This is a genomic window from Streptomyces venezuelae, assembly GCF_008642335.1.
GTDB lineage: Bacteria > Actinomycetota > Actinomycetes > Streptomycetales > Streptomycetaceae > Streptomyces > Streptomyces venezuelae_F.
The window spans coordinates 4,516,918-4,528,431 of the sequence record NZ_CP029191.1; the positions used below are offsets into that span (position 1 = coordinate 4,516,918).

14 protein-coding genes are annotated in these 11,514 nt (G+C 72.6%); 12 read left to right on the top strand and 2 right to left on the bottom strand.

Annotation, left to right across the window (positions count from 1 at the left end; all coding sequences use genetic code 11):
- Positions 1 to 148: 148 nt before the first annotated feature.
- The gene (locus tag DEJ49_RS20475) at positions 149 to 376 is read left to right on the top strand and encodes a hypothetical protein (RefSeq protein ID WP_150185465.1); all 228 of its coding nucleotides are present in this window, start codon (positions 149 to 151) and stop codon (positions 374 to 376) included.
- Here DEJ49_RS20475 and DEJ49_RS20480 read toward each other — a convergent pair.
- Positions 333 to 1,517 (bottom strand): threonine aldolase family protein, encoded by a 1,185-nt coding sequence (locus DEJ49_RS20480; RefSeq protein WP_150185466.1) that lies wholly within the window; start codon positions 1,515 to 1,517, stop codon positions 333 to 335. The two genes, DEJ49_RS20475 and DEJ49_RS20480, sit on opposite strands and share 44 nt — an antisense overlap.
- Positions 1,518 to 1,664: 147 nt before the next feature.
- Here DEJ49_RS20480 and DEJ49_RS20485 point away from each other — a divergent pair, with 147 nt between their 5' ends.
- From DEJ49_RS20485 to DEJ49_RS20535, 11 genes are all read left to right on the top strand, one after another.
- A complete protein-coding gene (locus tag DEJ49_RS20485; RefSeq protein WP_150185467.1) occupies positions 1,665 to 2,585 on the top strand; it encodes a Rossmann-like and DUF2520 domain-containing protein in 921 nt (306 codons plus the stop codon).
- Complete coding sequence (panC, locus tag DEJ49_RS20490) at positions 2,582 to 3,592, top strand: pantoate--beta-alanine ligase (protein WP_150185468.1); 1,011 nt, start codon at positions 2,582 to 2,584, stop codon at positions 3,590 to 3,592. Before DEJ49_RS20485 ends, panC begins: the two co-directional genes overlap by 4 nt.
- Before the next feature lie 55 nt (positions 3,593 to 3,647).
- Positions 3,648 to 5,363 (top strand): L-aspartate oxidase, encoded by a 1,716-nt coding sequence (locus DEJ49_RS20495; protein WP_150185469.1) that lies wholly within the window; start codon positions 3,648 to 3,650, stop codon positions 5,361 to 5,363.
- 2 nt (positions 5,364 to 5,365) lie between these two features.
- A complete protein-coding gene (gene nadC / locus DEJ49_RS20500) occupies positions 5,366 to 6,364 on the top strand; it encodes a carboxylating nicotinate-nucleotide diphosphorylase (protein ID WP_150185470.1) in 999 nt (332 codons plus the stop codon).
- Positions 6,364 to 7,170 (top strand): type III pantothenate kinase, encoded by an 807-nt coding sequence (locus DEJ49_RS20505; protein WP_150170621.1) that lies wholly within the window; start codon positions 6,364 to 6,366, stop codon positions 7,168 to 7,170. Before nadC ends, DEJ49_RS20505 begins: the two co-directional genes overlap by 1 nt.
- 114 nt (positions 7,171 to 7,284) lie before the next feature.
- Positions 7,285 to 7,485: a hypothetical protein gene (locus DEJ49_RS20510; protein ID WP_150185471.1), complete on the top strand. Its 201-nt coding sequence runs from the start codon at positions 7,285 to 7,287 to the stop codon at positions 7,483 to 7,485.
- 623 nt (positions 7,486 to 8,108) lie between these two features.
- The gene (locus tag DEJ49_RS20515) at positions 8,109 to 8,765 is read left to right on the top strand and encodes a hypothetical protein (RefSeq protein ID WP_150188355.1); all 657 of its coding nucleotides are present in this window, start codon (positions 8,109 to 8,111) and stop codon (positions 8,763 to 8,765) included.
- Between the two features lie 14 nt (positions 8,766 to 8,779).
- Positions 8,780 to 8,959: a hypothetical protein gene (locus tag DEJ49_RS20520; protein ID WP_150170627.1), complete on the top strand. Its 180-nt coding sequence runs from the start codon at positions 8,780 to 8,782 to the stop codon at positions 8,957 to 8,959.
- Between the two features lie 221 nt (positions 8,960 to 9,180).
- Entirely contained in the window at positions 9,181 to 9,669 is a 489-nt protein-coding gene (locus DEJ49_RS20525; RefSeq protein WP_223832918.1) for a BlaI/MecI/CopY family transcriptional regulator, read from the top strand.
- A 10-nt stretch (positions 9,670 to 9,679) separates the two neighbouring features.
- Positions 9,680 to 10,231 carry an amino-acid N-acetyltransferase gene (locus tag DEJ49_RS20530; RefSeq protein WP_150185473.1) on the top strand — a complete coding sequence of 184 codons (552 nt, stop codon included), beginning with the start codon at positions 9,680 to 9,682 and terminating at the stop codon, positions 10,229 to 10,231.
- A 232-nt stretch (positions 10,232 to 10,463) separates the two neighbouring features.
- Complete coding sequence (locus DEJ49_RS20535) at positions 10,464 to 10,799, top strand: histone-like nucleoid-structuring protein Lsr2 (protein WP_150170631.1); 336 nt, start codon at positions 10,464 to 10,466, stop codon at positions 10,797 to 10,799.
- Here the strand turns inward: DEJ49_RS20535 and DEJ49_RS20540 are convergent.
- Positions 10,778 to 11,368, bottom strand: coding sequence for an SCO3374 family protein (locus tag DEJ49_RS20540; protein ID WP_150185474.1), 591 nt, complete (start codon positions 11,366 to 11,368; stop codon positions 10,778 to 10,780). The genes DEJ49_RS20535 and DEJ49_RS20540 overlap by 22 nt on opposite strands.
- Positions 11,369 to 11,514 lie beyond the last annotated feature (146 nt).

The window sequence follows — 11,514 nt, forward strand, 5'->3', positions numbered from 1 at the left end:
AGGAGGCACGGCAGCGCCGCCGTGACCGGCCCCCGACACCCACCCTCGACCCCACCCGTCGACCCACCCGTCACCGTCGACGACCGAGCAGGGCACGACCGGCCCATCGATGTCCGTTAAGTACTATTTATTCCGAGAGGTATCCGTCATGAGCGTCACCCAGCAGTTCCTCCTCGACTCCTACCGCGCCGCGCAGCACGGCGGACCGACCCCGCCCGCCCCCGGACAGCACGACTGGCAGGCGGTCCGTGAAGTCCGCGACTACGGCCGCTTCCGCGCGGTCGTGGCCGAACGCCCCGCACGCGGCCGGGTCCGCGCCGCCCTGGCCCGCCTCACGCGGGGATCCTTCGTACGAACTCCGCGACCGCTTCCCTGACGCCATGGGCCGTCCACTTGAGGCCTTCCTCGGTCACGGTGACCTCCGTGACCGAGAGGCCGGGCGGCCCGTCCGGGAACCAGCGCCCGAAGAGCAGCGTGCCGGTCTCCTCCGCCTGCCCGAGACAGGCCTCGTCCAGTACGTCGGAGGCGTACGGAAGCCACACCTGGAACTGGTGGGTGTGCGGGCGCTCCGGGTGCACGCGCGACCAGGGCACGCCCGCGGCCGCGAACCCCTCGTGCAGCGCGTCGGCGACCACGCGCGCGTGGGCGACGTACTCCGGCAGCCGGGGCAGCGTGTGCTTCAGGCCGAGGAGCGCCGACACCGCGACGGGGAACTGCTGGAACAGCTGCCCTCCGTAGCGGTGGCGCCACACCCTCGCTTCCTCGACGAGCGTGCGTGGGCCGGCCAGCGCGGCGCCGCTCAGCCCCTCCAGGGACTTGTAGAACGACACGTACACGGAGTCGGCGAGACCGGCGATCTCCGCGAGGCTCCGGCCGAAATGCGGTGTGCACTCCCAGAGCCGGGCGCCGTCGAAGTGCACGACCGCGTCCCTCTCGCGGGCCGCCGCCACGACCGCCTCCAGCTCCTCCCACCGCGGCAGGACGAAACCGGCGTCCCGGAGCGGAAGTTCGAGCATCAGCGTCCCGAAAGGCTCCTCGAAGTACCGTACTTCGTCCGCCTCGGGCAGCCGCGGCTGGTCCGTCGGATGCACCGTCCGCAACCCGCTGACCACGGAGAACGCGGACCCTTCATGCACCTCGGGGTGTGCCCTGGGATGGAGCGCCACGGTCGCGTTCCCCGTACGGGCCGCCCAGCAGCGCAGCGCGACCTGCTGCGCCATCGTGCCGGTCGGGAAGAACGCGGCGTCCTCCTTGCCGAGCAGCCGGGCGACCTCGCCCTCCAGGGTGGCGACGACGGCGTTGCCGTACACGTCGGTGGGGTCCTCGGGGCCGACCACGTCGGGAGCCGCGGCGGCCAGCGCCGACAGGCGCTCGGTGAGCGGGACGTGCAGGACGGAACGGTGCAAGGTCCGGGCGGCGCCCACGGCGGCGGCGCGGCGGCGGGCCGCCCGGATCTCGTCCGCGTCCGGCGTCTCCCGCGAGTCCGGCTGCTCTTCTACTGCGCTTTCAGAGGGCATCCTCCGAGCATGACCCGTTCTCCGCTCACCGGTCATATGAATAACCACAGCCTGTGGACAGCCGAAGACGCGGCGCCAACCAATCGCGTTAACATGACGAGAAATCGTCCGGTACCCCGAGCGGACTGGAACGGAAGGCGCCGCCGCGTGAACGCATCGCATCAGCCAGACCCGCGGGACCGCCCCGCGAGGCTCACCGTGGGAGTCGTGGGAGCGGGCCGGGTGGGACCCGCGCTTGCCGCGTCGCTGCAGCTCGCGGGCCACCGTCCCGTGGCCGCTTCCGGCGTGTCCGACACGTCGGTGCGACGGGCCGCCGCGCTGCTCCCCGACGTCCCCCTCGTCCCGCCCGCCGAGGTGCTCGAACGCGCCGACCTGGTGCTCCTGACCGTCCCCGACGACGCGCTCCCCGGCCTCGTCGAGGGCCTCGCCGAGACCGGCGCCGTGCGCCCCGGCCAGCTGCTCGTCCACACCTCCGGGCGGTACGGCACACAGGTACTCGAACCCGCCCTGCGCGCCGGAGCCCTGCCGCTCGCACTGCACCCCGCCATGACCTTCACCGGCACCGCCGTCGACGTCCAGCGCCTCGCGGGATGCTCCTTCGGGGTGACCGCCCCCGAGGAGCTGCGGCTCGCCGCGGAAGCCCTGGTCATCGAGATGGGCGGCGAGCCCGAGTGGATCGCCGAGGAGAACCGCCCGCTCTACCACGCGGCCCTCGCCCTGGGCGCGAACCACCTGGTCACACTGGTCGCCGAGTCCATGGATCTGCTGCGCGACGCGGGCGTCGCGGCCCCGGACCGCATGCTCGGCCCGCTGCTCGGCGCCGCCCTGGACAACGCCCTCCGCTCGGGCGACGCGGCGCTCACCGGACCCGTCGCGCGCGGGGACGCGGGCACCGTCGCCGCCCACGTCGCCGAGTTGCGCAAGCACGCCCCGCAGACCGTCGCGGGCTACCTCGCGATGGCCCGCGCCACCGCCGACCGCGCCCTCGCCCACGGCCTGCTCAAGCCCGAGCTCGCCGAGGACCTCCTCGGAGTGCTCTCCAACGGAGCCGAAGGGGGGAGCCGATGAGTACGCGCACCACGCTCCTGCACACCGCCGAGTCGCTCCGCACGCGCGCGCGTGCGGGCCGCCGCGCCGTCGTCATGACCATGGGCGCCCTGCACGACGGGCACGCCTCCCTGGTCCGCGCCGCCCGCCGCGTCGCGGGACCCGAGGGCGAGGTCGTCGTCACGGTCTTCGTGAACCCGCTCCAGTTCGGCGCCGGCGAGGACCTCGACCGCTACCCGCGCACCCTCGACGCCGACATCAAGATCGCCGAACAGGCCGGGGCGGACATCGTGTTCGCGCCCTCCGTGGACGAGGTCTACCCGGGCGGCGAACCCCAGGTCCGCGTCGGCGCGGGACCCATGGGCACCGTCCTCGAAGGCGCCACCCGCCCCGGGCACTTCGACGGCATGCTCACCGTCGTCGCCAAGCTGCTGCACCTCACCGCGCCCGATGTGGCCCTCTTCGGGCAGAAGGACGCCCAGCAGCTCGCCCTGATCCGCCGCATGGTCCGCGACCTGAACTTCCCCGTGGAGATCGTCGGCGTCCCCACCGTCCGTGAGGACGACGGCCTGGCCCTCTCCAGCCGCAACCGCTACCTCGCCCCGGAGGAGCGGCGCACCGCCCTCGCCCTCTCCCAGGCCCTCTTCGCGGGACGCGACCGGCACGCCGCCCAGGAGGCCCTGCGCGCACGGGCCGCCAGCGCCCCCGCCTCACGCGCGCGTGCCGTCGCCCTGAGCGAGATCGGCGAGTCCCGCGCGGCGGCCGACGCGCACGCCGTGGCGGAGTCCGCGGAGCCCTCCGCGACCGGCGGCCCCGCCGCCGTCGTCACCGCGGCCCGCCTCGTCCTCGACGAGGCCGCCCGCCTGGTCCCCCCGCTGGAGCTGGACTACGTGGCGTTGGTGGACCCCGCCGACTTCACCGAGGTCCGCCCCGGCCACCGCGGCGAGGCCGTCCTCGCCGTGGCCGCCCGGGTCGGCTCGACGCGCCTCATCGACAACATCCCGCTGACGTTCGGAGCCTCCGTATGAGCGCGCACCGCACAGGCCCGGCCGCGGCAGCCGTCCACGCGAACGGAGTCCCCGCATGAGCGCCACCGGCATACGGCTGCACGCGCCCGCCCCCGGCTGGTCCCTCGACGCCGACATCGTGGTCGTCGGCTCGGGAGTGGCCGGGCTGACGGCCGCCCTGCGCGGCGCGGCCGCGGGACTCAGGACGGTCGTGGTGACCAAGGCCCGCCTGGACGCGGGCTCCACCCGCTGGGCGCAGGGCGGCGTCGCCGCGGCGATCGGCGAGGGCGACACACCCGAAGAGCACCTGGACGACACGCTCGTCGCGGGCGCGGGCCTCTGCGACGAGGAGGCCGTGCGCACCCTCGTCACCGAGGGCCCCGGTGCCGTACGCCGCCTCATCGAGACCGGCGCCCACTTCGACAAGGACTCCGAAGGCGCCATCGAGCTGGCCCGCGAGGGCGGCCACCACCGGCGCCGCATCGCGCACGCGGGCGGCGACGCGACCGGCGCGGAGATCTCCCGCGCCCTCGTCGAGGCGGTCCGCGCGCGCGGCATACCGACGATCGAGAACGCGCTGGTCCTCGACCTCCTCACCGACGCCGACGGCCACACCGCCGGTGTCTCCCTGCACGTCATGGGGGAGGGCCAGCACGACGGCGTGGGCGCCGTCCACGCCCCCGCGGTCGTCCTCGCCACCGGCGGCATGGGCCAGGTCTTCTCCGCGACCACCAACCCGTCCGTCTCCACGGGCGACGGCGTCGCGCTCGCCCTGCGCGCGGGCGCGGAGGTCTCCGACCTCGAATTCGTGCAGTTCCACCCCACGGTGCTGTTCCTCGGCACCGACGCCGAGGGCCAGCAGCCGCTGGTCTCCGAGGCCGTCCGGGGTGAGGGCGCGCACCTCGTGGACGCCGACGGTGTGCGCTTCATGGTCGGACAGCACGAGCTGGCCGAGCTGGCGCCCCGCGACATCGTCGCCAAGGGCATCACGCGCCGCATGCAGGAAAAAGGCACCGACCACATGTTCCTCGACGCCAGGCACTTCGGCGCCGACATGTGGGAGAACCGCTTCCCGACGATCCTCGCCGCCTGCCGCGCGCACGGCATCGACCCCGTCACCGAGCCCATCCCCATCGCCCCGGCCGCGCACTACGCCTCCGGAGGCGTCCGCACCGACCGGCACGGCCGCACCACCGTTCCGGGGCTCTACGCCTGCGGGGAGGTCGCCTGCACCGGCGTGCACGGCGCCAACCGCCTCGCCTCCAACTCCCTCCTCGAAGGCCTCGTCTACGCCGAGCGCATCGCCGACGACATCGTGGCCCGCCACGCGGAAAACACCCTCCACGCGCGCGTGCCGGTGCCCGTCACCCCGCCCGGGACCCCGACGCACCCCCTTCTCCCGGCCGAGGCCCGCTTCACCATCCAGCGCGTCATGAGCGAAGGCGCCGGAGTTCTCCGCTCCGCCGCCTCCCTCACCGAGACCGCCGCGCAGCTGGCCCGCGTCCACGCCGAGGCCGCGGGCGCGCTCGCGGAGCACGGCAAGACGGCCGAGCCCGGCGTCGACACCTGGGAGACCACCAACCTCCTGTGCGTCGCCCGCGTCCTGGTGGCCGCCGCCCAGCGCCGTGAGGAGACCCGCGGCTGCCACTGGCGCGAGGACCACGCCGACCGCGACGACGCGGCCTGGCGGCGCCACATCGTCGTACGCCTCAATCCGGACAGGACGCTGGCGGCGCACACGACCGAGACCCACGACTTCCCTCCGACCCGTCCCAGTCCCCAGGAGCAGTGACCGTGAGCACCCCCGACGACCTCCCCCTCGCCGCCCCCTCAGCCGCAGGCGGTGGCTGCGGCGACGCCTGCGGCTGCGGCGGTGACGACGCCTACGACCCCATGGAGTGCGGCCTCGACCCCGCGCTCGTACAGCTCCTGACCGAGGCAGGGCTCGATCCCGTGCAGATCGAGGACATCGCGCACATGGCCATCGAGGAGGACCTGGCCGGCGGTGTCGACGTCACCACGGCCGCCACCATCCCCGAGGACGCCGTCGCCACCGCCGACTTCGCGGCGCGCGAGGCGGGCACCGTCGCGGGCCTGCGGGTCGCCGAAGCCATCATCTCCGTGGTGTGCGAGGAGGAGTTCGAGGTCGAGCGGCACGTCGAGGACGGTGACCGCGTCGCGGCCGGCGACGTCCTGCTCAGCGTCACCACCCGCACCCGTGACCTGCTCACCGCCGAGCGCAGCGCGCTGAACATCCTGTGCCGCCTCTCCGGCATCGCGACCGCCACGCGCGCGTGGGCGGACGCCCTGGACGGCACGAAGGCGAAGGTCCGCGACACCCGCAAGACCACGCCGGGCTACCGCGCCCTGGAGAAGTACGCGGTCCGCATGGGCGGCGGCGTGAACCACCGGATGTCGCTCGCCGACGCGGCCCTGGTCAAGGACAACCACGTGGTCGCCGCGGGCGGCGTGGCGCAGGCCTTCAAGGCGGTACGCGAGCAGTTCCCCGAGGTGCCGATCGAGGTCGAGGTCGACACGCTCCACCAGCTGCGCGAGGTCGTCGACGCGGGCGCCGACCTGATCCTCCTGGACAACTTCACGCCCGGCGAGACGGCGGAGGCCGTCGCCCTCGTGGACGGCCGCGCGTTCCTGGAGTCCTCGGGCCGCCTCACCCTGGAGAACGCCCGCGCGTACGCCGAGACGGGCGTCGACTACCTCGCGGTGGGCGCCCTCACCCACTCGTCCCCGATCCTCGACATCGGACTCGACCTGCGAGAAGCGGTGCGCGACTGATGCTCCTCACCATCGACGTGGGCAACACCCACACCGTCCTCGGCCTGTTCGACGGCGAGGACATCGTCGAGCACTGGCGCATCTCCACGGACGCGCGCCGCACCGCCGACGAACTGGCCGTGCTCCTCAACGGCCTGATGGGCATGCACCCGCTGCTCGGCGACGAGCTCGGCGACGGCATCGACGGCATCGCCATCTGCTCGACCGTCCCCTCGGTCCTGCACGAACTGCGCGAGGTCACGCGGCGCTACTACGGAGACGTGCCCGCCGTCCTCGTCGAGCCCGGCATCAAGACCGGCGTCCCGATCCTCATGGACAACCCCAAGGAGGTCGGCGCCGACCGCATCATCAACGCGGTGGCGGCGGTCGAGCTGTACGGCGGACCGGCGATCGTCGTCGACTTCGGCACGGCGACGACGTTCGACGCGGTGTCCGCGCGCGGGGAGTACGCGGGCGGGGTCATCGCCCCCGGCATCGAGATCTCCGTGGAGGCTCTCGGCGTACGAGGCGCCCAGCTCCGCAAGATCGAGCTCGCCCGGCCGCGCAGCGTCATCGGCAAGAACACGGTGGAGGCCATGCAGGCGGGCATCCTGTACGGCTTCGCGGGGCAGGTCGACGGGGTCGTGAACCGGATGGCCCGCGAACTGGCGGGCGCGGGCGGCGACCCGGACGACGTCACGGTCATCGCCACGGGTGGTCTCGCGCCGATGGTCCTCGGCGAGGCGTCGGTCATCGACGAGCACGAACCGTGGCTGACGCTGATCGGGCTTCGGCTCGTCTACGAGCGGAACGTTGCCCGTAGTTGACCGATTGCCGCCGATTGGTGCTCGGCCTGTGTGCACTACGCCTCCGCTTCTGCAAGAGTCTGCGCTGGACGGGGACTTGAGTGGGTGTGGGGCGGGCTGGAGCGGATGAGGCACGTGAAACGACTGTGGATGGGCGTTGTGGCGCTGGGGGCGGTGCTTGTCGGCTCCGCGCCGGTGGCGTACGCGGCGTCGCCCTCCCCGTCCCCCCTCGCGGGGGCCGGTGCGGGGGTTCTCCCCTGGCTCGCCGTCGTGGCGGTCGCCGCGCTCGGCATCGGCGCGGTCGCCTACGCCCTGGCCCGCCGCCGCGCGGACTAACCCTCCCGGGCGGGGCGCCCTGCTCGGGCAGGAGCCCCAGCCCCGCCGCTCCGCGGCGGATAACTCCCACCCACCCACCCGTTCACCCCGCGACGCCCCGTGCGGGTAGGAGCACCGCCCCCGCCGCTTCGCGGCGGATGTTCCCCACCCACCCGCCCGTTTGCCCCGCGACGTCCGGCGGGGGTAGGGGCGGGTGGGTGGGTGGGGAGCTGTGCTCACTCGGGTGGGGCAGGGGGTGGGGGTGGGTGGGGGCGCAGTACCCACTGGCGTGGGGTGGGTTGGGTGTCTGTCGTGGCCCACCGGCAGGGTGGGTGCGGAGCCTCAGCATCCGGTGGGCCCGGTGGTCGTTGCCCCCCGCCCCTACCGGACCGCAGGCGCGTACGAGACGCGGAGGGGACGTGGGGGTATGTGCGCACGGAGCACCGAGCCAGCCATGGCGGTCGGGAATGTCGGGCGGGGCGTAGGGATGGCGAGTACGCACATACCCCCGCGGCCCCGCACCCACAGACGGACCCGAAGCGAACCCCGCCCAAGGCGACCCGCCCGAATTGGCGTTAAGCGGATTTTGTCCGATTGGCGCGTATCGTCAGTCCATGCCCACGCCATACGGATCCCGGGGCGGCATGGCCTTCAGCGCGGAAGAGCTGCGAGTGCTCCGTCGCGCCCTGGGCCTCGCCCTGCACCCCAGCCCCGTCCGCGACGAGGACGTCCAGGACTGCCTCCGGCTCGCCGAATCGGTCGACGAAGCCGTGCGCGAGGGCGCCAGGCTGCGCGCCTTTCTCGTGGCCGACCTCGCCCGCTACCGTGCCGCCCTGCCCGGCACCGCCGCCGGCTACCTCGCCCTCCTCGACGACGTCCTGGGCGGCGGCTACCAGCCGACCCCTGACGACCTCGCCGCCCTGCGCGCCCTCCGCGGCAACCCCACCGCGGCCGCACTGCTCGACCGCAGCCGCGTCATCGCCGAGCGAGCCGTCCGCGCCCGCCTCGCGGGCCGAGCCGTCCCCGTGACCGCCCCCGCCACCCCGGCCCCCCTCCCCATCCCGGCCTCCCGCACCCGCCTTCTCGCCCTCCCCGGCGGGGCGGGGACCGAAGTCGCCGCCGCCCCCGGACCCCGGCAGCCCGCCGAGCGCCCCGCCCACGCCCCCGCCCCACCCCGCCCCGTCCCCACCCCCGCCGAGGTCTTCCCGCCCAAACGGCGGCCCGAGGCACCCGGAGCACCCGGAGGGCCCACCGCGCCCGCCGCGCCCGCGGACCCGCCGCACCAGCTCGTCGCGGGCTAGCTACTCTGGAGGGCATGGACTACGTTTCCGCGCTCGTGCCCCCCGTAGTGATGGCCGTGTTCTTCACGGGGCTCATCGTGACGATCGTGAAGACCCAGGGCGGCGCCAACAAGGCCAAGGAGGACGCGGCCGTGGACGCCGCGATCTCCCGCGCCGAAGCCGTCCGGCAGACCCCGAAGACCGGCAGCGCCTGACCCACCGGCACGGGCACGCACGGCCTCGCAAGGCCAAGCACGGCCCCGCAAGGCAGCACCCGGCAGCACCCCACACCCCATCCCGGCGGCAGCCCCCGGCGTACGACCCGCGCGCGTTTCGAGTCGTACGCCCTTTTTGTTGCGGAAGTTCCAGAAATTGGGCGTACGCCACGTCCCTCACGCATCACGCCAATAGTGACGTCTCCCACTATTGTTCTGCTGTGCCTCGTCCATTGGGAGAACTCGAAGACTCAGTCATGACGCGGGTGTGGAAGTGGAACCGCCCCGTGACCGTTCGAGAAGTCCTGGAAGACCTTCAGGAGGAACGGTCCATCGCGTACACCACCGTGATGACCGTTTTGGACAATCTCCATCAGAAGGGCTGGGTGCGCCGCGAAGCGGAAGGCCGCGCCTATCGATATGAGGCGGTCTCCACTCGTGCCGCCTACGCAGCCGCACTGATGAACGAAGCCTGGTCGCGGAGCGACAACCCCGCCGCCGCACTCGTCGCCTTCTTCGGCATGATGTCGGCGGAACAGCGGGAAGCGCTGAGCGACGCGATGCGTATCGTCCAAGGCCCCGAAGTCGCGCAACGCTCCGAACCCGCACAACGCCCCGAAGTCGCGCAACGCTCCGAAGTCGTCCAACCCCCCGAAGTCACCCGACCCCCCGAGAACCCCGCCTCCGTCGAGCGCGATGCAGAGCGATAGCGTCCGCTTCATGCCAGCAGAGGTCCCCGAACGCAACGAACTCAGCGAACTCAGCGCAAAAGCAGTCTCCGTCCGGAGGGCGCGAACCTCCGATGTGCCGGGCGTCCGCCGCCTCCTCGACTCCTACGTCCGCGAGCGGATCCTCCTGGACAAAGCGACGGTGACGCTTTACGAGGACATCCAGGAGTTCTGGGTGGCGGAACGCGACGACAACGCGGAGTTGGTCGGCTGCGGCGCTCTGCACGTCATGTGGGAAGACCTCGCCGAAGTGCGCACTCTCGCGGTGAATCCCGAGGTCAGGGGCGCCGGAGTGGGGCATCAGCTGTTGGGCAAGTTGCTGCAGACCGCCGGGTGGCTCGGCGTCCGCAAGGTTTTCTGTCTCACCTTCGAAGTCGACTTCTTCGCGAAGCACGGCTTCGTGGAGATCGGCGAGACTCCGGTCGACGGAGATGTCTACAGCGAGCTCCTGCGTTCCTATGACGAGGGCGTCGCCGAGTTCCTGGGCCTCGAACGAGTGAAACCGAACACCTTGGGCAACAGCCGGATGCTTCTGCATCTGTGATCGTCACCCGGTATTCCCGACCGTCCCCTGCCCAGGTGGGCTATGTCCGAAACGCGCACGTTTCCAGGGTTCTAGGGGTACCCGGTCTCTCCCAGGGGTTTGTGTTTTTCCAGCAAAAGCGGTTTGCTTTCCGACGTACTGCAGTACTGCATATAACAGGGGCCGGTGAATCGACGGCGCGTGTCGTGCGGCTTGCGGCCCGGTCTCACAGTTATCGATGAAAGGAAATCCGGTGGCACAGAAGGTTCAGGTCCTTCTTGTCGATGACCTCGACGGTGGCGAGGCAGACGAGACCGTGACGTTTGCGCTGGACGGCAAGTCGTACGAGATCGACCTCACCACGGCCAACGCGGACAAGCTCCGCGGTGCCCTTGAGGACTTCGTGAAGGCCGGCCGGCGTACCGGTGGCCGCGCGGGCGGTCGCGGCAAGGCGCGCGCCGCCGCGACGAGCGGTGGCCAGGACACGGCCGCCATTCGCGCCTGGGCGAAGGAGAACGGTTTCGAGGTCAACGACCGCGGCCGCGTTCCCGCGTCCATTCGTGAGGCCTACGAGAAGGCCAACGGCTGACGGCTGCGACGCCGCAGCCGGACCCGGTGGCACTGCGTCGCCGCCGTGTCCACGAGTCGTACGAGACCGGAGCCCACGGCGGGATCGCTGTGCTGCGCAGTCCCTCCTCCCCCCACCCCGGGCAGGGACGGGAGCGCCGGCAGCGTCGGCTCCACCTCACAGCCGGGCTCCGGGGGTCGCAGCCAGACGGCGGCCCCCCGCGAGCCGGACCACCCCGGGGGCGTCGGCGCGACGATCCGCCCGCCCGCCCCGATCGCGGTGAGCCCGAGGGGGATGTGCCCCCACTCCAGCCAGTCGAGCAGCCCCGGCAGCTCGTCCGCGCTGCCCGCGCTCACCAGGAGGCGCATCGTTTCCCCGCGCAGCGCCACCGGTGCCTTCGGCCCGAGGTGGCGCAGCACCGCGAAACCGGCCTCCGCGGGAAGTTCCAGGACGTCGAAGCGCAGCCCCGTCAGGAGCCGCGCGGGGCCGGGCCCGGGGGCGGTCGCCCAGCCGAGCTCGTTCTCGTACCACTGCCGCACCGGGTCGCTCTGCTCGACCGGTACCCGGGGCTGAGGAACTGTGAGGGCCATGCCGGAGCAACAGCCGGGACGGCGCTCGGGTTACGCAGGGTGGCGGCATGAACGCGCTGCGTACCCGGAAAGAGGGCGTAAGGACGTGTTCGGCGACGCAAGGGTGTTCGCCCGTAGCTGAGGGAACCGGGGCGCGCCGCATGGAG